At 61.3% G+C, this 21394-nt stretch carries 20 protein-coding genes; 8 read left to right on the top strand and 12 right to left on the bottom strand.

Features of this window, described 5'->3' with window-relative positions:
• Positions 1 to 34: 34 nt before the first annotated feature.
• Both purU and fdhA read left to right on the top strand, forming a co-directional pair.
• Positions 35 to 892 carry a formyltetrahydrofolate deformylase gene (gene purU / locus OC605_RS05780; protein ID WP_262136479.1) on the top strand — a complete coding sequence of 286 codons (858 nt, stop codon included), beginning with the start codon at positions 35 to 37 and terminating at the stop codon, positions 890 to 892.
• A gap of 125 nt (positions 893 to 1017) precedes the next feature.
• Positions 1018 to 2217: a formaldehyde dehydrogenase, glutathione-independent gene (gene fdhA, locus OC605_RS05775; RefSeq protein ID WP_186568921.1), complete on the top strand. Its 1200-nt coding sequence runs from the start codon at positions 1018 to 1020 to the stop codon at positions 2215 to 2217.
• A 57-nt stretch (positions 2218 to 2274) separates the two neighbouring features.
• Here the strand turns inward: fdhA and OC605_RS05770 are convergent, their stop codons facing one another.
• Both OC605_RS05770 and OC605_RS05765 read right to left on the bottom strand, forming a co-directional pair.
• A complete protein-coding gene (locus OC605_RS05770) occupies positions 2275 to 2496 on the bottom strand; it encodes a cold-shock protein (RefSeq protein ID WP_186568920.1) in 222 nt (73 codons plus the stop codon).
• 38 nt (positions 2497 to 2534) lie between these two features.
• Positions 2535 to 2789: a hypothetical protein gene (locus OC605_RS05765; protein ID WP_189691476.1), complete on the bottom strand. Its 255-nt coding sequence runs from the start codon at positions 2787 to 2789 to the stop codon at positions 2535 to 2537.
• A gap of 223 nt (positions 2790 to 3012) precedes the next feature.
• Between OC605_RS05765 and OC605_RS05760 the strand changes: the two genes are divergently transcribed.
• Positions 3013 to 3576, top strand: coding sequence for a DUF2780 domain-containing protein (locus OC605_RS05760; RefSeq protein ID WP_262136478.1), 564 nt, complete (start codon positions 3013 to 3015; stop codon positions 3574 to 3576).
• 1 nt (position 3577) lies between these two features.
• Here the strand turns inward: OC605_RS05760 and OC605_RS05755 are convergent, their stop codons facing one another.
• Positions 3578 to 4465 (bottom strand): acyltransferase, encoded by an 888-nt coding sequence (locus OC605_RS05755; protein WP_262136477.1) that lies wholly within the window; start codon positions 4463 to 4465, stop codon positions 3578 to 3580.
• Positions 4466 to 4744: 279 nt separating this feature from the next.
• Here OC605_RS05755 and OC605_RS05750 point away from each other — a divergent pair, with 279 nt between their 5' ends.
• From OC605_RS05750 to creD, 4 genes are all read left to right on the top strand, one after another.
• Positions 4745 to 5251, top strand: a complete 507-nt coding sequence (locus OC605_RS05750) for an ATP-dependent zinc protease (RefSeq protein ID WP_125925481.1) — start codon at positions 4745 to 4747, stop codon at positions 5249 to 5251.
• A 69-nt stretch (positions 5252 to 5320) separates the two neighbouring features.
• Complete coding sequence (creB, locus tag OC605_RS05745) at positions 5321 to 6001, top strand: two-component system response regulator CreB (RefSeq protein WP_262136476.1); 681 nt, start codon at positions 5321 to 5323, stop codon at positions 5999 to 6001.
• Positions 6001 to 7419 carry a two-component system sensor histidine kinase CreC gene (gene creC / locus OC605_RS05740; RefSeq protein WP_262136475.1) on the top strand — a complete coding sequence of 473 codons (1419 nt, stop codon included), beginning with the start codon at positions 6001 to 6003 and terminating at the stop codon, positions 7417 to 7419. Before creB ends, creC begins: the two co-directional genes overlap by 1 nt.
• Before the next feature lie 132 nt (positions 7420 to 7551).
• Entirely contained in the window at positions 7552 to 8919 is a 1368-nt protein-coding gene (gene creD / locus OC605_RS05735; RefSeq protein WP_262136474.1) for a cell envelope integrity protein CreD, read from the top strand.
• Between the two features lie 199 nt (positions 8920 to 9118).
• On the opposite strand, the gene OC605_RS05730 is transcribed toward creD, so the two are convergent.
• The 8 genes from OC605_RS05730 to OC605_RS05695 all read right to left on the bottom strand — a co-directional run bounded on the left by OC605_RS05730 (position 9119) and on the right by OC605_RS05695 (position 18268).
• Positions 9119 to 9748, bottom strand: a complete 630-nt coding sequence (locus tag OC605_RS05730) for a glutathione S-transferase (protein ID WP_051600799.1) — start codon at positions 9746 to 9748, stop codon at positions 9119 to 9121.
• A gap of 163 nt (positions 9749 to 9911) precedes the next feature.
• Positions 9912 to 10091, bottom strand: coding sequence for a hypothetical protein (locus tag OC605_RS05725; protein ID WP_016772844.1), 180 nt, complete (start codon positions 10089 to 10091; stop codon positions 9912 to 9914).
• Positions 10088 to 11218 (bottom strand): PepSY-associated TM helix domain-containing protein, encoded by a 1131-nt coding sequence (locus tag OC605_RS05720; RefSeq protein WP_262136473.1) that lies wholly within the window; start codon positions 11216 to 11218, stop codon positions 10088 to 10090. Before OC605_RS05720 ends, OC605_RS05725 begins: the two co-directional genes overlap by 4 nt.
• Before the next feature lie 74 nt (positions 11219 to 11292).
• Positions 11293 to 13719, bottom strand: coding sequence for a TonB-dependent siderophore receptor (locus tag OC605_RS05715; protein WP_262136472.1), 2427 nt, complete (start codon positions 13717 to 13719; stop codon positions 11293 to 11295).
• Between the two features lie 258 nt (positions 13720 to 13977).
• Complete coding sequence (locus OC605_RS05710) at positions 13978 to 14952, bottom strand: FecR domain-containing protein (RefSeq protein WP_262136471.1); 975 nt, start codon at positions 14950 to 14952, stop codon at positions 13978 to 13980.
• Entirely contained in the window at positions 14949 to 15425 is a 477-nt protein-coding gene (locus tag OC605_RS05705) for an RNA polymerase sigma factor (RefSeq protein WP_262136488.1), read from the bottom strand. Before OC605_RS05705 ends, OC605_RS05710 begins: the two co-directional genes overlap by 4 nt.
• Positions 15426 to 15629: 204 nt before the next feature.
• Entirely contained in the window at positions 15630 to 16337 is a 708-nt protein-coding gene (locus OC605_RS05700) for a PolC-type DNA polymerase III (protein WP_197891300.1), read from the bottom strand.
• Positions 16334 to 18268, bottom strand: coding sequence for a putative nucleotidyltransferase substrate binding domain-containing protein (locus OC605_RS05695; RefSeq protein WP_316044630.1), 1935 nt, complete (start codon positions 18266 to 18268; stop codon positions 16334 to 16336). The genes OC605_RS05700 and OC605_RS05695 overlap by 4 nt, the downstream gene beginning before the upstream one ends.
• A 255-nt stretch (positions 18269 to 18523) precedes the next feature.
• Here OC605_RS05695 and OC605_RS05690 point away from each other — a divergent pair, with 255 nt between their 5' ends.
• Positions 18524 to 18970, top strand: a complete 447-nt coding sequence (locus OC605_RS05690) for a response regulator (protein WP_016772851.1) — start codon at positions 18524 to 18526, stop codon at positions 18968 to 18970.
• Positions 18971 to 19174: 204 nt separating this feature from the next.
• On the opposite strand, the gene OC605_RS05685 is transcribed toward OC605_RS05690, so the two are convergent.
• Positions 19175 to 21352 (bottom strand): malate synthase G, encoded by a 2178-nt coding sequence (locus tag OC605_RS05685; protein WP_262136469.1) that lies wholly within the window; start codon positions 21350 to 21352, stop codon positions 19175 to 19177.
• Between the last annotated feature and the right edge of the window lie 42 nt (positions 21353 to 21394).

Raw genomic sequence — 21394 nt, 5'->3', positions numbered from 1 at the left:
GACACCCCGCACAACGAACAGGAGTCACCGCACCATGAGCCGCGCCCCAGACACATGGATTCTGACCGCCGACTGCCCCAGCGTCCTCGGCACGGTGGACGCGGTCACGCGTTTTCTGTTCGAGCAGGGCTGTTATGTCACCGAGCACCACTCGTTCGATGACCGCCTCTCGGGGCGCTTCTTCATTCGCGTGGAGTTCCGTCAGCCTGATGGTTTCGACGAACAATCTTTCCGCGCCGGGCTGGCCGAGCGCGGACAGGCGTTCGGCATGCTCTTCGAGCTGACCGCGCCGAACTACCGGCCGAAAGTGGTGATCATGGTCTCCAAGGCCGATCACTGCCTCAACGACTTGCTCTACCGCCAGCGCATCGGCCAGTTGTCGATGGACGTTGCGGCGGTGGGGTCCAACCATCCGGATCTCAAGCCGTTGGCCGACTGGCACCAGATTCCCTACTACCATTTCCCTCTCGACCCTAACGACAAACCAGCGCAGGAGCGTCAGGTCTGGCAGGTGATCGAAGAGGCCGGTGCCGAACTGGTGATCCTCGCCCGCTACATGCAGGTGCTGTCGCCGGAGCTGTGCCGCAAGCTCGACGGCAAGGCAATCAACATTCATCACTCCCTGCTGCCGGGCTTCAAGGGCGCCAAACCTTATCACCAGGCTTACAACAAAGGCGTGAAACTGGTGGGCGCGACGGCGCATTACATCAACAACGACCTTGATGAGGGGCCGATCATCGCCCAGGGCGTCGAGGCGGTGGATCACAGTCATTATCCCGAAGACCTGATTGCCAAGGGGCGCGATATCGAAGGCCTGACGCTGGCGCGGGCGGTTGGGTATCACATCGAAAGACGGGTGTTCTTGAACGCCAACAGAACTGTCGTTCTTTAGCGCAAGCTCCAAGCTTCAAGCTCCAAGCCGCAAGAACAAGCGGTCAGCACACTTCTAGCGGCTTGTAGCTTGCCGCTTGAAGCTCAATCAACTCTCTACCCAACAACAAATATAGAGGTGATGGCATGTCTGGCAATCGTGGTGTGGTGTATCTCGGCGCTGGCAAGGTCGAAGTACAGAAAATCGACTATCCGAAAATGCAGGACCCGCGCGGTCGCAAGATCGAGCACGGGGTCATTCTCAAAGTGGTTTCCACCAACATCTGCGGCTCCGACCAGCACATGGTGCGCGGCCGCACCACGGCGCAGACCGGTCTGGTTCTGGGTCACGAAATCACCGGCGAGGTGATCGAAAAGGGCTCTGACGTCGAAAACCTGAAGATCGGCGATCTGGTCTCCGTTCCGTTCAACGTAGCTTGCGGGCGCTGCCGTTCCTGCAAAGAGCAACACACCGGCGTCTGCCTGACCGTCAACCCGGCCCGTGCCGGCGGCGCATACGGTTACGTCGACATGGGCGACTGGACCGGTGGTCAGGCTGAATACGTGCTGGTGCCGTACGCCGACTTCAACCTGCTGAAACTGCCGGATCGCGACAAGGCCATGGAGAAAATCTGCGACCTGACCTGCCTCTCCGACATCCTCCCGACCGGTTACCACGGCGCGGTTACTGCCGGTGTTGGCCCGGGCAGCTCCGTGTACATCGCCGGGGCCGGTCCGGTCGGCCTGGCCGCTGCCGCTTCCGCACGTTTGCTCGGTGCGGCGGTGGTGATTGTCGGCGACGTCAACACCATCCGCCTGGCCCACGCCAAGGCCCAGGGTTTTGAGGTCGTCGACCTGTCCAAGGACACCCCGCTGCACGAACAGATCGCCGCGCTGCTGGGCGAGCCGGAAGTCGATTGCGCGGTGGACTGCGTCGGTTTCGAAGCACGCGGCCACGGCCACGACGGCGTCAAGGCCGAAGCCCCGGCCACGGTGCTCAACTCACTGATGGGCGTGGTGCGCGTTGCCGGCAAGATCGGTATCCCGGGCCTTTACGTCACCGAAGATCCGGGCGCCGTCGACGCTGCCGCGAAAATGGGCAGCCTGAGCATCCGCTTCGGCCTGGGCTGGGCCAAATCCCACAGCTTCCACACTGGGCAAACGCCAGTGATGAAGTACAACCGCCAGTTGATGCAGGCGATCATGTGGGACCGCATCAACATCGCTGAAGTGGTCGGCGTGCAAGTGATCAGCCTCGATCAGGCGCCGGAAGGTTACGGCGAGTTCGATGCCGGCGTGCCGAAGAAGTTTGTGATTGATCCGCACAAGTTGTTCAGTGCGGCGTAGGGTTTACCGCAACGCAGAACGGCGACCTCAGGGTCGCCGTTTTGTTTGGTTTATGGCTCATGCAGGGCGGACTTGTGCTGCCTGGAGGCCTTTCTGCCCTTGCTCAGCTATGAAGGAAACGGCTTGCCCTTCTTTCAGTGATTTAAAGCCATCACTTTCAATAGCTTTGAAATGTACAAAAAGATCGTCGCCTCCAACCTGAGGAGTAATGAAGCCGAAGCCCTTTTCATCGTTAAACCATTTAACCGTACCGTTTTCTCTTTGGCCTGTGATGCGCATGGTCGTGCTTCCTATTTCGCTTTGAATAATGGTTCACATCAGAACCGGGGATTGACGGTTCTCTTGTCGCGAACCAATCGAACGTTGATTGCGTATTGCTGCCCTGTATCGCTTTTTATCACTTCATAACTAACCCTTCGTCCGGCCTTGATTTTTCCAATGATGGGGTCGTCCGGATCAACGCAAAAGATGATTGCTGCGGGTTGAGCAATCACTTCCTTTGCAGCGCCTTTGGACGGTCCCTTCACTGGCGCGATGATCGAGTCGTCGCGGTCTGACAATCGCTTCTCCATCGCAGCACCTCCCTCAGAATGATCCGCGGCAAACTTGTCTCGAATTCAAATCTAAACAACTTGAATTCAGCAGGTAACTGTCAGGTTTGACAGTTTTTAGAATCGTTTTGGAATAGCCTGAATCTCGATTTGGAATGACCGGAACATGCCGCCAGATCCCCGGTCAAACCGGCAGTTTCGTCGCCGTTGTCCGGTGGCAGCTTTTCCCCAAGAGGATGTCTGAATGAAGATTTCACGCGGTATTGTCCTGGCATCGCTCCTGACCCTGGCCGCCGGGCCGGTGTTTGCCGGTTTCAGTTTGAACGACGTGGCCGGTGCGGTAGCGGGGATGCAGGGTGGTGACAAGGCGGCCGCTGCGGCGCCGACCTCGGAGACCGCTGGTTTGTTGAGTGCCTTGAGTGCGCTGGACGTCACGCCGGAGCAGGCCGTTGGCGGTACCAGTGCGATGCTCGGGCTGGCGAAGAATCAGTTGAGCAGCACCGACTATTCGCAACTGGCCAAGGAAGTGCCGGGTATCGACAAACTGTCCGGTGGCAGCGGCAATCTGGCGGCGCTGGGCGCGTTGCTCGGTTCGTCCGGCAAATCCGCTGGCCTTGAAAATGCGCTGGGCAATGTCAAAGACACTAACGACCTCAACAACGCGTTCAGCGCGCTGGGCATGGACAGTGGCATGATCGGCCAGTTTGCCCCGGTGCTCCTGCAATACCTCGGTCAGCAGGGCGTCGGTGGTTCGCTGTTGAGCAGCCTGGGCAGCATCTGGGGCACCGGCACCGGCACCGGCACTTGAGTCAGCCGCGCTCGTTGCGCAGCTCGACGATGCGCTGATCCTTCTCGGTCCAGAGCTGGTTGACCCAGTTCTGGACGCGCTGGCGAAACGCCGGATCTTTCTCGTAATCGCCCTGCCACAGCGTCGGGTCGAGTTCGCGGGTCCTGATGTCGATGATCACTCGCGGCACGTTGCCGCTGATCAGGTCCCAGAAGCCCGGGATTTTTTCCTGCGGATACACCACCGTCACATCGAGCATCGCATCGAGTTGTTCACCCATCGCCGCCAGCACGAACGCCACGCCGCCGGCCTTGGGTTTGAGCAAGTGGTTGAACGGTGATTCCTGCTGGGTGCTTTTCGCCAGGGTGTAGCGTGTGCCTTCCAGATAATTCACTACCGTCACCGGCTGGCGCTTGAACAGCTCGCACGCCGCTTTGGTGATTTCCAGATCCTTGCCCGCCAGCTCGGGGTTCTTTGCCAGAAAGGCTTTGGTGTAGCGCTTCATGAACGGGTAATCCAGCGCCCACCACGCCAAGCCCAGGAACGGCACCCAGATCAGCTCTTTCTTCAGAAAGAACTTGAAGAACGGCGTGCGCCGGTTGAGGGTCTGGATCAGTGCTGGAATGTCGACCCACGATTGATGGTTGCTGACCACCAGATACGAGGTATCGCGGCGCAGATCGTCGCCGCCGCGAATGTCCCATTGCGTCGGGATGCACAGCCGGAAGATCAGCTTGTCGATCTCGGCCCAGGTCTCGGCGATCCACATCACCGCCCCCGATGCGTAATCCCGCCAGCGCCCGGGTGCAACCAGCTTGAGCAGGGCGAACACCATCAACGGCCCGATCAGGATCAGGGTGTTGAGCAACAGCAGCAGGGTGACGAAACAGCCGGTGAGCAGGCGGCGCATAAGCAACTCTATGAAGTGGCAGGGGCGAGCCATGATAAGCAGCTTCGCGCAACAGGCCAAATCGGCGCTGACGAATGTTCCACTTTTCGCCGGGTATGCTTCGCTCAAGATTGGATCTGAATGCACTGGCCGCTTCGCGAGCAGGCTCGCTCCCACAGGGCAATGCATTTCAATGTGGGAGCGAGCCTGCTCGCGAAGGGGGCCGAGAAGCGAACGAATAACTTGGCGCGTGTCTAAAATCCCAGTTTGCCGCCCTCAATTTCCAAGGAAGCCCCTTACGTGAAATCCCTCCTTGCTCTGTTTGCCCTCGTCGCGCTGCCGGTCATGGCCGCCGAGCCGACGCTGTACGGTCGCTACGAATACATCGCGCTGCCGGAAATCGGTGGCGAAGTGCTCAAGGCCAAGATGGACACCGGTGCGCTGACCGCCTCGCTGTCGGCCAAGGACATCGAGACCTTCACCCGCGACGGCGAAGACTGGGTGCGTTTCCGCCTCGCCACCAAGGACGCCAGCAACAAGGTTTTCGAGCACAAGGTCGCGCGCATCAGCAAGATCAAAAGCCGTTCCGACGAGGACGATGATGAGCGCGACAGCAGCGATGTCGCCAAGCGCCCGGTGGTCGATCTGGAACTGTGCCTGGGCAACGTCAAACGCACCGTCGAGGTCAACCTGACCGACCGCAGCCACTTCAACTATCCGCTGCTGATCGGCGCCAAGGCCCTGCGTGAGTTCGGCGCGGCGGTCAACCCGGCGCGGCGTTACACCGCCGACAAGCCTGACTGCTAAGTGGTCTGATTGACGTAACCCCGGGCTTGGGGCACCGTTCGCGCACTAACTGCCACGGGCTCGGACGCCATGCCGCACATCCTGATTGTCGAAGACGAAGCGGCGATTGCCGACACACTGATTTTTGCCTTGCAGGGCGAGGGGTTCAGCACCACCTGGCTGAGCCTCGGCGCAGCGGCGCTGGAGCATCAGCGGCAGACCCCGGCCGACCTGATCATTCTCGATATCGGCCTGCCGGACATCAGTGGCTTCGAAACCTGCAAGCAGTTGCGACGCTTCACGGAAGTGCCGGTGCTGTTTCTCAGCGCCCGCGACGCCGAAATCGACCGCGTGGTGGGTCTGGAGATCGGTGCCGACGATTACGTGGTCAAGCCGTTCAGCCCGCGTGAAGTGGCTGCGCGGGTCAAAGCCATCCTCAAGCGCATGGCGCCGCGCGCAACCCTGGAAGCAGGCTCAACGCTGTTTCGCATCGATGCCGAACGCGTGCAGATCAGCTATCGCGGCCAGCCGCTGAGCCTGACCCGCCATGAATTCCGCTTGTTGCAATGCCTGCTCGAACAACCTGAGCGGGTGTTCAGCCGCGAGCAATTGCTCGATGCGCTGGGCGTAGCGGCCGACGCCGGTTACGAGCGCAGCATCGACAGCCACATCAAAAGCCTGCGCGCCAAGTTGCGCCTGGTACGTGCCGAGGCCGAGCCGATCCAGACCCATCGCGGCCTCGGTTACAGCTACAGCCCGGGGCACAGCTGATGTCGCTGGGGCTGCGGATCTTTCTGGTGTATGTGCTGTTTGTCGGCCTGACCGGTTATTTCGTCCTCAACACGGTGATGGAAGAAATTCGCCCCGGCGTGCGCCAGTCCACCGAAGAGACGCTGGTAGACACCGCCAACCTGATGGCAGAAATCCTGCGCGACGATTTCAAGGCCGGCACCCTCAGCGAGAACCGTTGGCCGCAGCTGCTCCGTGCCTATGGCGAGCGTCAGCCGCAAGCGACCATCTGGGGCTTGCCGAAAAACCAGGTCAACCACCGCATCTACGTCACCGACGCCAAGGGCATCGTTGTGCTCGACTCCAGCGGCGTCGCGATCGGCCAGGATTATTCGCGCTGGAACGATGTTTACCTGACCCTGCGCGGCGAGTACGGCGCGCGCTCCAGCCGCAGTGATCCTGATGATCCGAGCTCTTCAGTGATGCACGTCGGTGCGCCGATCCGCGACAACGGCAAGATCATCGGCGTGGTCACCGTGGCCAAGCCCAACAGTTCATTGCAACCCTACGTTGATCGCACCGAGCGGCGCTTGCTGTTTTACGGCGCCGGACTGATCGGCCTCGGTCTGCTCTTCGGCGCCTTGCTCTCATGGTGGCTCAGCCGCGCGCTGCATCGTCTGACCGGTTATGCCCAAGCGGTCAGCGAAGGCCGGCGCGTGGAAGTGCCGCATTATCGCGGCGGCGAGCTGGAGCAACTGGCCACAGCGGTCGAGCAGATGCGCACGCAGCTCGAAGGCAAGGCCTACGTCGAGCGCTACGTGCACACGCTGACCCATGAATTGAAAAGTCCGCTGGCGGCGATCCGGGGCGCAGCGGAGCTGCTGCAAAGTGATATGCCGGCCGTCCAGCGTTTGCGCTTTGTCAGCAATATCGACAGCGAAAGCGCGCGGATGCAGCAGTTGATCGAGCGCCTGCTCAACCTGGCGCAAGTCGAACAACGCCAAGGGCTGGAAGAACGGGTGGCAGTGCCGCTGGCACTGTTGGTCGCAGAACTGCTCAAGGCGCAGGCCGCGCGGATCGAGGGCAAACAACTGCGCGTCGAGCAAGCGATCGGCGAGGATCTGCTGTTGATTGGCGAGCCGTTTCTGCTGCGCCAGGCGTTGGGCAACCTGCTGGAAAACGCCTTGGATTTCACCCCGGCGCAGGGCCTGTTGCGCTTGAGCGCCGAGCGGGTTGGCGAGCAGATCGAATTCCACCTGTTCAACCAGACCACGCCGATTCCTGATTACGCCTTGCCGCGTTTGACCGAACGCTTCTACTCGTTGCCGCGCCCGGACAGCGGCCGCAAGAGCACCGGGTTGGGGCTGAACTTTGTTGAAGAAGTGGTCAAGTTGCATGGCGGGGTGATGCGCATTGGCAATGTCGAGGGCGGGGTTGAGGTGGTATTGCGCCTGCCGTGAGACCCCGTTGCTGCCTTCGCGAGCAGGCTCGCTCCCACAGGGGAATGCATTCTCCACACAATCTCCACGTTCCCCCCACATTCCCACCACACCGCATCAGCAGACTTTTCCTATCCAAACAGGGAGAGTCCCATGAACAAGAATCTGACCATCAAGCTCGGCGCGATTGCCTTGCTGATCATGCTGTTATTGATCCCGTTGCTGATGATCGACGGCATCATCGATGAGCGTCAGCTACTGCGCGACGGTGTGCTCGAAGACATCGCGCGCAGTTCCAGTTACAGCCAGCAACTGACCGGGCCGGTGATGGTGGTGCCGTATCGCAAGGTGGTGCGCACCTGGAAGACCAACGACAAAACCAACAAGCGCTACGAAGAAGTCAGCGAGGCGCGCGGGCGTCTGTACTTTCTGCCGGAGCGTTTTGAACTCGACGGCCAGGTGCAGACCGAACTGCGCAAACGCGGCATTTACGAGGCGCGGCTGTTCCACGCCGATAACCGTATCGACGGGCATTTTTCCCTGCCGGCACAGTTGGGCATCAAGGAAAATTTTGCCGATTATCGATTCGACGCGCCGTACCTCGCCGTGGGTATCAGCGACATTCGCGGCATCGAAAACGCGCTGAAACTCGAGCTCGCCGGCCAGCAACTGGACTTCGTGCCCGGCAGCGAAGTGGCCTGGATCGGCGAGGGCGTACACGTGACCCTGCCGGCGCTCGACGCCAGCAAAGCCACGCAACTGACTTTCGGTTTCGACCTGCGCCTGCAAGGCACCGGCTCGCTGCGTGTGGTACCGGTAGGCAAGACCAGCAGCGTCAGCCTCGCCGCCAACTGGCCGCATCCCAGCTTCGTCGGCAACTTCCTGCCGGCCAAGCGCGAGATCAACGATCAGGGTTTCACCGCCGACTGGCAGACCTCGTTTTTCTCCACCAACCTGCAAGAGGCGATGGAGCGCTGTGTCGCTGGCGACTGTGATGCACTCAACGGGCGCAGCTTCGGCGTCAGCTTCATCGATCCGGTGGATCAGTACCTCAAGAGCGACCGGGCGATCAAATACGCGCTGCTGTTCATCGTCCTGACCTTCGCCGGTTTCTTCCTCTTCGAAGTGCTCAAGAGCCTGGCGGTGCACCCGGTGCAATATGCCCTGGTCGGTGTTGCGCTGGCGTTCTTTTACCTGCTGCTGTTGTCACTGTCGGAACACATCGGTTTTGCGCTGGCGTATCTGTTGTCGGCGAGTGGCTGCGTGTTGCTGATTGGCTTCTATGTCAGCCACGTCTTGCGCAGCGCACGGCATGGCTTGAGTTTTTCGGCCGGGCTGGCGGCGCTGTATGGCCTGCTGTACGGATTGCTCAGCGCCGAGGATTACGCGCTGCTGATGGGCTCGCTGATGCTGTTCGGTCTGCTCGGGGTGTTCATGGTGCTGACGCGCAAACTGGACTGGTACGGGATTGGTTTGAAGTCCGCCAAGCCGCTGGAGTTTGACGTGGAGGCGATGCAATGAGCGGGTTGAGGGCTGAGCGCAGGGAAGTGGCGGTTCTGCTGACGCTGATTGTTGCAGCGCTGCCGCCAGAACCGAGGTGGTGCCATCGCTGGCAAGCCAGCTCCCACAGGATATATGCCGACACACAGGTCAGCGGTCTGTCCCGATTCAATGTGGGAGCTGGCTTGCCAGCGATGGGGGCAGATCAGGCGCCGCAGAATCAGGGCTTGGGCATCGTCGCCACCATGGACGGTCGCTGACTCACCTCGAAATACCAGTTGGCCAGTTGCGGATTGGCTGCACGCCAGTCCATGTCCGGGAAGCGCAGGTCCAGATAGCCCAGCGCGCAGGCCACGCTGATCGCCGCGACATCGAAGTGGCTGGTCAGCTCGGCAATCGCTTCGCTCTCCAGCACGGCGAGGGCGCGGCGGATCTTGTCGCGCTGGGCGTCGAGCCATTCGTCCCAGTGTTTTTCCACCGGGCGCAGGACGGTTTCATAACGCACCATCACCGAGGCATCCATGATCCCGTCAGCCATCGACGCCAGGGTCAGGCGCCGCCAGCGCGCCGCACCTTCACGGGGGATCAGCGGATTGCCGACGTGCTGCTGGTCGAGGTACTCGAGGATGACGCGGCTGTCATGGATGACATTGCCGTCGGCCAGGCGCAGGGCGGGGATCTTGCTCAAGGGGTTGTCGGCGATCAGCTCCGGGTTCGGGCTGACCGGGCTGAGCACACAGTCCTGCAGCGCGACACGATCCTGCTGACCGGTTTCGTGCAGCAGCACCATGACTTTGCGGACAAAGGGCGACAGGGTGTTGTGGTACAGGGTCATGCTGGGGGCGGACATGGGCAAGGTCTCGATCAGGACAATGATCGGGCAGCATAGCCTGCTCGAGTCCGGCGCAGAACCCATGTGGGAGCGAGCCTGCTCGCGAAGGCGTCGTGACAGTCGACTTTGATGTTGAATGTCTGGGCGCTTTCGCGAGCAGGCTCGCTCCCACAAGGGATTCTCAGCTTCGCGGCAGAAAACCTCTTATCGCCAGAAATGCCGGCACACCAAGCCCGACCCAGCTCAAGGCATCCCAGATTCCATCCCCCAGCAACGCCGCAAACAGCCCCGCCGCACTGAGCAGCGCGATCACGATCGGTGTGCTGAAAACTTTCCAGAAACTCGACTGACGCGGCTTCATGCCGAGGCCTCCGCCGCTTCCAATACAGGCTTGGCCGCCTTGCGCCGCACTACCCAAAGATAAACGCCACTGGCCAGCACGATGATCGTCAGCACATCCAGCGTCGCCCAGAGAATCTTCATCGGCATGCCGCCGTAGTCACCAAAGTGCAGCGGCTGCGACATGCCCATGGCGTCCATGTACCACGGCCGTTCGGCCACGGCGGTGACCTGCAAGGTCGTGGCGTCGATCAGCACCGGCGTCAGCAGGTGCGAAGTCAGGTGCGTGCCGCCCTTCATGAACACCGAATAATGGTGCTCGCTGGAAAAGCGTGTGCCGGGGAAGGCGATGAAATCCGGCTTCATCCCCGGTGCGACTTCCTCGGCGATGTCGAGCAGCCGCGTAGCCGGCGCCAGTTGGGACAGCGGCGGCGCATCGCGATAAGGCGCGATCAGCGTGGTCAACGCGTCGTTGCGCCACGCAGCGATGAGCAGGTCGGCGCAGGCGCTGATCACCCCGGTCACGCCCACCACCAGGCACCAGGTCAGGGTCACGACGCCAATCAGGTTGTGCAGATCGAGCCAGCGCAGGCGGGTGGATTTGTCCTGGCGCACGGTGCCGAACTTCAAGCGGCGCATGAACGGCAAGTACAACACCGTGCCGGAGACGATCGCCACGACAAACAGCAGGCCCATGAACGCCAGCAGCAGCTTGCCCGGCAGCCCGGCAAACATGTCGACATGCAGGCGCAGGATGAACAGCATCAAGCCGCCGTTGGCCGAAGGGGTTTCCAGCGCTTCGCCAGTGCGCGCATCGAGCATGAAGGTGTGCGAAGAATTCGGCTCGGTGTCGGCCGTCTTGGCCATGATCGCGAACGCCGCGTTCGGCTCTTCGTCGTCATAACCGAAGTACTGCATGACTTCGCCCGGGCGATGTTTCTGCGCGGCATCGACCAGTTGCTGCAGGTTGAGTTGCGGCGTGTCGGCCGGCATCTCGCGCAGTTCCGGGGCGTTGCCTAGCGCGTGATCAATCTCGTGGCTGAAAATCAGCGGCAGACCGGTCAGCGCCAGCATCAGCAGAAACACCGTGCAGATCAGGCTGGTCCAGGTGTGGATGAACGACCAGCGGCGGATGGTTTTACTTTTCATTGCATGACCTTCAAAAACACCAAAGCCGTCCGGTACGGACGGCCTGGGAACAGGGCCTGTTTCAGCTCACTGGCTTACCACTTGTAAGTGGCGCTGGCGACGACACTGCGCTGGTCGCCGTAGTAGCAGTAGAAGCTGTCGCAGGTGGAAATGTAGTCCTTGTCGAACAGGTTGGTCGCATTCACCGCCAGCGATGCACCCTTCAGACTGTTGTCCAGACGGCCGAGATCATAATGCACGCTGGCGTCGAACACGGTGTAGGCGTCAGCCTTGCCCAGCCAGGTGTTGGCCTTGTCGCCGTAGGTGTTGCCGGTGTAGCGCACGCCGGCACCGATACCGAAACCGTCGAGCACGCCGGTGTGCCAGGTGTAGTCGGTCCACAGCGAGGCTTGTTGGTTGGGCATCAGTTGCAGACGATTGCCCTTGTCGATGCCTTTCTGCACTTCGGACTTGGCCAGGGTGTAGGCGGCGATGACTTTGAGGTTATCGGTCACATCCGACACGGCCTCGAGTTCCAGGCCTTTGACCTTCACTTCGCCGGTCTGGCTGGTCACCGAGACGTTGTTGACGAAGGTGTTCACCGCGACGTTCTTCTGGGTCAGGTCATACACGGCGGCGGTCAGCAGGGTCTTGCTGCCCGGAGGCTGGTATTTAATGCCCAGTTCCCACTGCTTGCCTTCGGTTGGCTTGAGCGAGCCGGTCGAGGTGGCATCGGCGCCGGTGGTCGGCTGGAACGATTCGGCGTAGGACAGGTACGGCACGAAGCCATTGTCGAAGACGTAGCTGAGCGCCGCGTTGCCGCTGAATTTCTTGTCACGCTGGGTGTTGGTCGCGTCGTCCTTGTTGAAGAATTCAGTGCTGGTGTGCACCCAGTCTTCACGGCCGCCGAGGGTCAGGCGCCACTGGTCGAGAGCCATTTGGTCCTGCACGTAGAGGCCGGTCTGATAGGTCTTCTGGTTGTAGTCGTAAAACGCCGTGGAGCGCGCCGGACGTACGATCGGCTGGCCGTAGATCGGGTTGATGACGTTGGTTTGCAGACCATCGCCAAAAATCGAGGTGTAGTTGGTGTTGCTGCGCTGGTGATCCAGACCCAGCAGCAAGGTGTGGCGAATCTCACCCGTGGCGAAGTCGGCCTGGAAGTTGTTGTCCACGGCGAACTGGCTGATGTCTTCGTCGACGCTGGTGCTGGTGCGGCCGACGTTGCCCTCTGCATCCACGGTAGTGAACGGGTAGGAACCGGGTGTCAGCGACTGGAACGACAGGTCCGACTTGGTGTAGCGCAGGTTCTGTTTGAACTGCCAGACATCGTTCAACCGATGTTCGAAGGCATAACCCAACGCGTAGTAGGTGCGGTCGTAGTATTCCCAATCCGGATCGCCGAGATTCTTGTGATGGGAAATATCACCGAGCGGCGATTTGATCTTCGTGCCCTGAATGGGCAGAAACTGGCTGGTGATGCCGGTGTCGTCGCGGGTGAACTGGCTCAGCAGAGTGAGTTTGGTGTCGTCATCGATGTTCCAGGTCAGGCTCGGCGCGATGTTGTAGCGCTTGTTGTCGACGTGATCGACCTGGGTGCCGCTGTCGCGTACCACACCACTGAGGCCATAGAGAAACTGCCCGGCGTCATCGATCTTGCCGGTGCTGGCAAAGTTGATCTGGCGGTGATTGTCGCTGCCGTATTGCAACTGGATTTCGCTGCTGGTCTCGGCGCTCGGGCGACGGCTGACCATGTCGAGCAAACCGCCCGGCGGGGTCTGGCCGTACACCGACGAGGCCGGGCCACGCAGCAGGGCGAGGCGGTCGAGGTTCCAGGTTTCCTGTTTCGGGTTGGCGTACACGCCTTTGGGCAGCGGCAGGCCATCGAGGAACTGGGTCGGTTCGAAACCGCGCACGCGCAGCCAGTCGGCGCGGGTGTCGCTGCCGTAGCTGCTGGCGGTGATGCCCGGCATGTAGCGCACCGCGTCGTCGAGGCTGTGCACGCTGCGGTCGTCCATTTGCTGACGGGTTGCCACCGAAATCGAACGCGGTGCTTCGACCAGCGCGGTGTCGGTCTTGGTGCCGGCGGCGGTGCGAGTCGCGGTGTAGCCTTCGACCGGGCCCCAGGCGCTTTCGAAGTTTTCCACGCCGATGACCGAAGTTTCCGGCAGGGCCAGCGTGCCTTCCGGCACGGCCACCAGGGTGTAAGTGCCGGCGCTGCTCTGTTCCAGCTGCAGACCGGTGCCGCGCAAAGCCGCGCGCAGGGCACCGGCGGCGTCGTACTGGCCGTCGACCGGCGCCGAGGTTTTGCCGGCGGCCAGCGCAGGATTGAGCGACAGGGCGAGGCCGCCCTGGCTGGCGATCTGGTTCAGGGTGGTCGACAGCGGCGCCGCCGGCAGGTTGTAGGCGCGCACGCTGGACGCTTGCTCAGCGGCGAGCAACGGACTGCTGATCAGCGGCGTGCCGAAAGCGATGGCAAAAGCCAGCAGACTGGGGCGCAACAAGGTGTCTGGCGAACGGGACATACGGCGGCTCCTGAATGGAAATATTTCTCAATTGCCTGTGTGCCGGACGAGATTGGAAAAGTGATAGGGCTGGGTGGAAATTCTTTTTGGCAGGAAATGGTTGTGCGGCTGATGGCGCCTTCGCGAGCAGGCTCGCTCCCACACTGATCGTTCCCACGCTCCGCGTGGGAATGCCTCAATGGACGCTCTGCGTCCGCTTCGGCAGGGACGCAGAGCGTCCCGGGCTGCATTCCCACGCAGAGCATGGGAACGATCATGTCAAGGGGCGGAGGGCTCCGCCTTCGCCACGGTGACCCAATACGGCGTATGCCGCTCGATCTGCACCGGCAAGGTCGGCAGCAAAGCGCTCAGGGCCTTGTCGGTGTCATGCAATGGAAAGCTGCCGGTAATGCGCAGATCGGCCACTTCCGGCGCCACGCCCAGATGGCCACGACGATAGCGCCCGAGCTCATGCACCAGATCGCCCAGCCGCGCGTTGTCCACCACCAGCATGCCGCGCGTCCAGGCATCGGCGCCGGGGGTGAGGGCGGCAATCGAGCCCAGCCCGTCACTACGCAACAGCACCTGCTGGCCTTCGCGCAGAATCTGTTCTTGCGGGTTGGCTTGGGAATGTGCCGCCACCGCTGACTGCAACACGCTCAGGCGTGTGCCATCGTCCTCGCGCTTGACCAGAAACCGCGTGCCCAGCGCGCGCATGCTGCCTTCGCGGGTTTCGACGATAAACGGCCGCACGTCGCCATGCCCGGTCTCGACGAGAATTTCGCCTTCCTGCAACACAATCAAGCGGCGCTCGTCATCGAAGCGTACGTCGACCGCGCTGTGGGTATTGAGGTTGAGCAGAGTGCCGTCGGACAGGCGCACGGTGCGTTGTTCGCCGGTGGCGGTACGCTGATCGGCGAGCCAGTAATCCAGCGGCAGGTAGCGCTCACTGACAAACAGCCCCAGCCCGATAACCACCACGACACTGGCCAGCCCGCTGCCGAGTTTGCGCACGCGCCGGCGAATGCCTTCGCGCGATTGCAGCAACGCGCTTCGGGCCGGGCCTTTGGCGACGCTGAAACGCTGATCGAGCATGCCCAACTGACGCCACGCGCGGGCGTGTTCTTCATGGGCCGCGTGCCATTTGGCGAATTCCTCGCGCTCCAGTGCGGTGCTCGAATCGAGGGTCAATTGCCAGGCAATCGCCGCGTCCAACACATGCGCCGGCACCGGCCGCGAACTGGCCGCGGTCATGTCGGCTCACCGTAAAGGGCGATGTAACACTGGCGCAGGCCTTGCGCCAGATACTGCCGCACGCGCGGTACCGAGACGCCGAGTTTGCCGGCGATCTCGGCGTGGCTGAGGCCGTCGAGGCGGTTGTACAGGAAGGCCGCACGAGCCTTGGTCGACAACTTGCCGAGCAGGCGATCGATGGCTTTGAGGTCGTCGAGGATCATTTGCTGTTCTTCAACCGACGGTTGTTCGTCTTCGGGGATCAGCATCAGTTCGGTGAGGTAGGCCTGTTCCAGCGCGGCGCGGCGGAAGTAGTCGAACAACAGGCCTTTGGCGATCGCCACCAGAAACGCCCGAGGTTCGCGCGGCGTCAGCAATTCGTCGCGGTCGAGCAGGCGCACGAACGTGTCCTGGCTCAGGTCCTCAGCACGCTGCGGACACGCCACATTGCGCCGCAACCACGCCAGCAGCCAACCGCGATGGTCGCGATACATCGCACCGACGAGCTCACTGTGGGGGTTGGGCACTGACGACACCGGACATCACCGATTGGGAAATGTTAACTAACGAGAATAATTCGCGATTCTGGCAGAGGTGGGAATGGTTAGCAATTGGCCACTGGTCAGGTGATCTGACGCAACGCGTTGCCTTGTGGGAGCGAGCCTGCTCGCGAAGGCGGCTGGAGAGGTGCCGAAAAGCTAAAAGGACGGCGCCTGCTGCCTGCGCTTCCACTGACTCAACCGCTGCTGCAGCTGCAACGGACTGTAAATCTGCTGCGCCCGCGCGCGGCTGAACAGAATCAACGCCAACTCCGCCGTGGCCAGCGCATCGGCACTCGCGTTATGCCGCTCGAACACTTCGAGGCGGAACCACTCGATCCACTCATCCAGCCCCGCCTCGCGGATCTGCGCCTGCGGACATAACAGCGGCGCGATGTCCGCCACATCCAGAAACACATGCTGCAGCTTATGCCCCAAGTGTTCTTTCACTGCGCGCCCGAGCATGTGCTGATCGAACGGCGCATGAAACGCCAGCACCGGGCTGTCGCCGATGAACTCCAGCAACTCCAGCAACGCTTCCGCCGGGTCGCTGCCTGCGGCAATCGCATTCGGCCCCAAGCCATGAATCAGTACGCTGGGGCTTAGCTTCAGCTCGCGACATTGCAGCGTGCGCTCGAACTGCTGACTGAAATCGATCGCGCCGTCCTCGATCACCACCGCGCCGATCGACAGAACCCGATCCTTGCTCATATTCAGGCCGGTGGTTTCCAGGTCCAGCACCACCCAGCGCTGCTCGCGCAGGCTGCATTCGCTCAGTCCGGCAAGCGCCGGCAGCTTCGCCAGCCGCTGCTGCAAATCCGCCGACACCACGGGGCTGGCCGGGCGTAGCCAGGAGAACAGGCTCATAGCTGATACCGCAAGGTCAGGCTGCTTTGCAGGCGCTGCGCCTGGCGCAGGGATTCGCGCAGGATGCGCCGGTCGAGATGATTGAGGCTGTCGGGATCGACGCGGTTGGAGTACGGCTGGTTCTCCCGGGTCTGCAACTGATGCTGCTGCATCCGCGTTTGTTGAATGAAGTGATAGGCCTCTTCATACGCCGCGCCGTCGAGCGGCTCGATGACTTGTTTATCGACCAGTTGGCGGAAGCGTTCGAGGGTGTTGTTGGCGTCAATGCCGTTGGCCAGCGCCAGCAAACGGGCGCCGTCCACGAATGGCGTCAGGCCCTGGATTTTCAGATCCAGCGTGGCCTTCTCGCCGTTCTTGCGGGCCAGCACGAATTCACGGAAACGCCCAACGGGAGGGCGGTTGCGCAGCGCATTTTCGGCGAGCATGCGCTGGAACAGACGGTTGTCACCGACCTGATCGAGGATGCCCCGGCGCAATTGCTCGCAGCCTTGTTCATCGCCCCAGACCACGCGCAGGTCGAAATAGATGCTCGAGCCCAGCAGGTTCTCCGGCGTGGCTTCGCGGATGAACGCCGCGAAGCGTCGCGCCCATTCGGCCCGCGACAGACACAGCTCGGGATTGCCGGCCATGATGTTGCCCTTGCACAGAGTGAAACCGCACTGCGCCAGGCTCTGGTTGATCTGCTGGGCAATCGGCAGCAGCTTGCCGCGAATCTCTGCTGCGTGCGCGGCATCGCGGGCATCGAACAGGATGCCGTTGTCCTGATCGGTGTGCAGCGTCTGCTCGCGTCGGCCCTCGCTGCCGAAACACAGCCAGCTGAACGGCACGCCCGGGTCGCCCTTTTCGGCGAGGGTCAATTCGATCACCCGACACACCGTGTGATCGTTGAGCAGGGTGATGATGTGAGTGATCTGCGTCGACGACGCGCCGTGGGCGAGCATGCGTTCGACCAGTTGGCCGATCTCGCCGCGCAAGGTCACCAGTTGTTCGACCCGTTGCGCGCTGCGGATGGTTCGGGCCAGGTGCACCAGATCGACCCGTTGCAGGGAGAACAGATCACGCTCGGACACCACGCCGCACAAGCGCTGATCCTTGACCAGACAGACGTGAGCAATGTGCCGCTCGGTCATGGCGATCGCCGCATCGAAGGCACTGTGATCCGGCGACAGATAAAACGGTGATCGGGTCATGTGCTGTTCGATGGCGTCGCTGAAATCGCCGACACCTTCGGCGACCACATGGCGCAAATCGCGCAGGGTGAAAATCCCCAGCGGCGCCTTGTGCTCATCCACCGCGACGATGCTGCCGACCTGTTGCTCGTGCATCAGCTTCACCGCTTCACGCAGTGGCGTCTCGGCGCTGCAAGTCACCGGATGACGCATCGCGAGTTCACCGAGACGGGTGTTCAGCGAGTATTGGGTGCCGAGGGTCTCAACGGCTTTTTGCTGGACTTGCTGGTTGACCTGATCGAGCAGGCTGCTGACCCCGCGCAAAGCGAAATCGCGGAAGGCGCTGGAAAGGGCGAACAGTTTGATGAACGCCAGTTTGTTCAGTTGCAGACAGAAGGTGTCTTCGCCCGCCAGGTGCTCGGTGCGTGTGGCGCGTTCACCGAGCAGCGCGGCCAGCGGAAAGCATTCGCCGGTGGTGATTTCGAAGGTGGTCTCGGTGCCGGGCTTGGTGATGTGCTGGCGTTCGCCGACCACTCGCCCCTGTTTGACAATATAAAAGTGCTCCACCGGGCCGTCGGCCGGTTTGATGATGCTCTCGCCCTGGGCAAAAAAACGCAGCTGACATTGCTCCACCAGATAGGCGAGGTGGGCATGTTCCATCTGATTGAAGGGCGGGAAGCGCTGGAGGAATTGCAGGGTGCCCTGAATGTTCTGCAACACCGCGGTTTTCCCTGCCTGGGTGAAGGCGTCCGCTTTGCTCATAACCATTACCGCAGTCTTTTTCGAATTGTTGTTGTCGGATCGTTGCGACCATGGTCGGCCCCGGCGGGCAGGGTGCCCATTGGACGTAAGTCTAGGTTTTGCCACCATTGGCCAATTTTCGGAAATAACCTACGCAAAAGCTCGGAAAAGCTTGCGCTAGCCACTTGGAAAAAATTCCGACGAAGTGCACATTGAAGCGCTGTCCGGTGATGTCTGACGACTTGCCAGGGATTGTTTGAACATTTAGAGAGCGCCATGTCCGACCACGATATTTTGAGCGACGCCGAGCGGGAAGCGCTCAGCGCAGTGATGCTCGAACCTGATCTGCCGCCGCAGCGTGTCCTGATCGTCGACGACGACAAGGACGCCCGCGAGCTGTTGTCGGAAATTCTCGCGCTGGACGGCATTCGCTGCATGACCGCAGCCAGCGGTGAAACCGCGCTGAAAATGCTCGATGAAAAGCCTTCGATCGGTCTGGTGATTACCGACCTGCGCATGGGCAATGTCGACGGCCTCGAGCTGATTCGCCAGGTGCGTGAATCGGTACGGGCAGCGATGCCGATCATCATCGTCTCCGGCGATGCCGACGTGAAAGATGCGATCGAAGCGATGCACTTGAGCGTGGTGGATTTTCTGCTCAAGCCGATTGATACGGGGAAGCTGCTTGAGTTGGTGAAGCATGAATTGGGCATCGAGCCTTAAGATACATCCCGTTGCCCAGCAGATGATCGTTCCCACGCTCTGCGTGGGAATGCATCAATGGACGCTCCGCGTCCGCAGTTGTGGGACGCGGAGCGTCCCGGGCTGCATTCCCACGCAGAGCGTGGGAACGATCAATCCACCTCAAAAACATAAAGGCCCTGATCTCTCGATCAGGGCCTTTTTCATTTCCAGCGTCAGCGCAAATTACAGACCATTCGCGGCCTTGAACTCACGACGACGACGGTGCAGCACCGGCTCGGTGTAGCCGTTCGGTTGCTTGGTGCCTTCGATGACCAGTTCGACCGCCGCCTGGAAGGCGATGTTGCTGTCGAAGTCCGGTGCCAGCGGGCGATACAGCGGGTCGTTGGCGTTCTGGCGGTCGACCACCGGCGCCATGCGCTTGAGGCTTTCCATCACTTGTTCCTCGGTGACGATCCCGTGGCGCAGCCAGTTGGCGATGTGCTGGCTGGAGATACGCAGCGTCGCACGGTCTTCCATCAGGCCGACGTCATTGATGTCCGGCACTTTCGAACAGCCGACACCCTGGTCGATCCAGCGCACCACGTAACCGAGAATGCCCTGGGCGTTGTTGTCCAGTTCGTTCTTGATCTGCTCTGGTGTCCAGCTTGGGTTCACTGCCAATGGAATGGTCAGGATGTCGTCCACCGAGGCGCGCGCACGTTTGGCCAGTTCAGCCTGACGCGCAAACACGTCAACCTTGTGGTAGTGCAGCGCGTGCAACGCAGCGGCAGTCGGCGACGGTACCCACGCAGTGTTGGCACCAGCAAGCGGGTGAGCGATTTTCTGCTCGAGCATCGCGGCCATCAGGTCCGGCATGGCCCACATGCCTTTACCGATTTGCGCACGACCTTGCAGGCCGGTGCTCAGGCCGATATCGACGTTCCAGTTCTCGTAGGCGCCGATCCACTTCTCGGCCTTCATGTCAGCCTTGCGTACGACAGGGCCGGCTTCCATGGAGGTGTGGATTTCGTCGCCGGTGCGGTCGAGGAAACCGGTGTTGATGAACACCACACGCTCGCTGGCCGCCTTGATGCAAGCCTTGAGGTTGACCGTGGTGCGGCGCTCCTCGTCCATGATCCCGACTTTCAGGGTGTTGCGCGGCAGGCGCAGGACGTCTTCGATGCGCCCGAACAGCTCGTTGGTGAACGCCGCTTCTTCCGGGCCGTGCATTTTCGGTTTGACGATGTACACCGAACCGGTGCGGGTATTGCGCCGCGAGGTGTTGCCGTTGAGGTTGTGCATTGCTGCCAGGCAAGTCACCAGACCATCGAGGATGCCTTCCGGTACTTCGTTGCCTTGACTGTCGAGGATCGCATCGATGGTCATCAGATGGCCGACGTTGCGCACGAACAACAGCGAACGACCGTGCAGGGTCACTTCTCCGCCGTTGGGCGCGGTGTATGTGCGATCCGGGTTCATGGTGCGGGTGAAGGTCTGGCCGCCCTTGGACACGGATTCCGCGAGGTCGCCCTTCATCAGGCCGAGCCAGTTGCGGTAGATCACCACTTTGTCGTCGGCATCGACGGCGGCCACGGAGTCTTCGCAGTCCATGATCGTGGTCAGCGCCGCTTCCATGAGGATGTCTTTGACGCCGGCGGCGTCGGTCTGGCCGACCGGGGTGCTGGCGTCGATCTGGATTTCGAAGTGCAGGCCGTTGTGCTTGAGCAGCACCGCGATCGGCGCGTTGGCGTCGCCCTGGAAACCGATCAACTGAGCGTCATCGCGCAGGCCGCTGTTGCTGCCGCCCTTGAGCGTCACGACCAGTTTGCCGTCAGCGATTTTGTAGCCGGTCGAATCGACGTGGGAGCCTGCGGCCAGAGGCGCGGCTTCGTCGAGGAAGGCGCGGGCGAAGGCGATGACTTTGTCGCCACGCACTTTGTTGTAGCCTTTGCCTTTTTCCGCGCCGCCGTCTTCGCTGATCGCGTCGGTGCCGTAGAGAGCGTCGTACAGCGAACCCCAGCGGGCGTTCGAGGCGTTGAGCGCAAAGCGCGCATTCATCACCGGCACGACCAGTTGCGGGCCGGCGGTGCGGGCGATTTCATCGTCGACGTTTTGCGTCGTCGCCTGGAAATCAGCCGCTTCTGGCAGCAGATAACCGATCTCTTGCAGGAAAGCTTTATAGGCCACGGCGTCATGCGCCTGGCCGGCATGCTGCTGATGCCAGGCATCGATGCGCGCCTGGAAGTCATCGCGTTTGGCGAGTAGGGCTTTGTTCTTCGGCGCCAGGTCGTGAATGACCTTGTCGGCACCTTCCCAGAATTGTTCGGCGGTGAGGCCGGTACCGGGAATGGCTTCGTTGTTCACGAAGTCGAACAGGACTTTGGCGACCTGCAGGCCACCGACTTGAACGTGTTCAGTCATTGCTTGCCTCACTCTGCTCAGCTATTTCGCTTTTCAGCTCGT

The sequence above is a fragment of the Pseudomonas sp. Marseille-Q5117 genome, assembly GCF_946901175.1.
GTDB lineage: Bacteria > Pseudomonadota > Gammaproteobacteria > Pseudomonadales > Pseudomonadaceae > Aquipseudomonas > Aquipseudomonas iranensis.
The sequence above is the reverse complement of the archived record's forward strand: the minus strand, read 5'-3'. Positions and strand labels throughout refer to the sequence as shown.

Coding starts and splice junctions, on each gene's coding strand:
- OC605_RS05705 (WP_262136488.1), bottom strand. CDS start 15,425: ATGTATCGCGACCATCGCGGTTGGCTGCTGGCGTGGTTGCGGCGCAAT.
- OC605_RS05690 (WP_016772851.1), top strand. CDS start 18,524: ATGTCCGACCACGATATTTTGAGCGACGCCGAGCGGGAAGCGCTCAGC.
- OC605_RS05720 (WP_262136473.1), bottom strand. CDS start 11,218: ATGAAAAGTAAAACCATCCGCCGCTGGTCGTTCATCCACACCTGGACC.
- OC605_RS05765 (WP_189691476.1), bottom strand. CDS start 2,789: ATGGAGAAGCGATTGTCAGACCGCGACGACTCGATCATCGCGCCAGTG.
- purU (WP_262136479.1), top strand. CDS start 35: ATGAGCCGCGCCCCAGACACATGGATTCTGACCGCCGACTGCCCCAGC.
- OC605_RS05760 (WP_262136478.1), top strand. CDS start 3,013: ATGAAGATTTCACGCGGTATTGTCCTGGCATCGCTCCTGACCCTGGCC.
- OC605_RS05725 (WP_016772844.1), bottom strand. CDS start 10,091: ATGAAGCCGCGTCAGTCGAGTTTCTGGAAAGTTTTCAGCACACCGATC.
- creC (WP_262136475.1), top strand. CDS start 6,001: ATGTCGCTGGGGCTGCGGATCTTTCTGGTGTATGTGCTGTTTGTCGGC.
- OC605_RS05730 (WP_051600799.1), bottom strand. CDS start 9,748: ATGTCCGCCCCCAGCATGACCCTGTACCACAACACCCTGTCGCCCTTT.
- OC605_RS05770 (WP_186568920.1), bottom strand. CDS start 2,496: ATGCGCATCACAGGCCAAAGAGAAAACGGTACGGTTAAATGGTTTAAC.
- OC605_RS05710 (WP_262136471.1), bottom strand. CDS start 14,952: ATGACCGCGGCCAGTTCGCGGCCGGTGCCGGCGCATGTGTTGGACGCG.
- OC605_RS05685 (WP_262136469.1), bottom strand. CDS start 21,352: ATGACTGAACACGTTCAAGTCGGTGGCCTGCAGGTCGCCAAAGTCCTG.
- creB (WP_262136476.1), top strand. CDS start 5,321: ATGCCGCACATCCTGATTGTCGAAGACGAAGCGGCGATTGCCGACACA.
- OC605_RS05755 (WP_262136477.1), bottom strand. CDS start 4,465: ATGCGCCGCCTGCTCACCGGCTGTTTCGTCACCCTGCTGCTGTTGCTC.
- OC605_RS05715 (WP_262136472.1), bottom strand. CDS start 13,719: ATGTCCCGTTCGCCAGACACCTTGTTGCGCCCCAGTCTGCTGGCTTTT.
- fdhA (WP_186568921.1), top strand. CDS start 1,018: ATGTCTGGCAATCGTGGTGTGGTGTATCTCGGCGCTGGCAAGGTCGAA.
- OC605_RS05700 (WP_197891300.1), bottom strand. CDS start 16,337: ATGAGCCTGTTCTCCTGGCTACGCCCGGCCAGCCCCGTGGTGTCGGCG.
- OC605_RS05695 (WP_316044630.1), bottom strand. CDS start 18,268: ATGAGCAAAGCGGACGCCTTCACCCAGGCAGGGAAAACCGCGGTGTTG.
- creD (WP_262136474.1), top strand. CDS start 7,552: ATGAACAAGAATCTGACCATCAAGCTCGGCGCGATTGCCTTGCTGATC.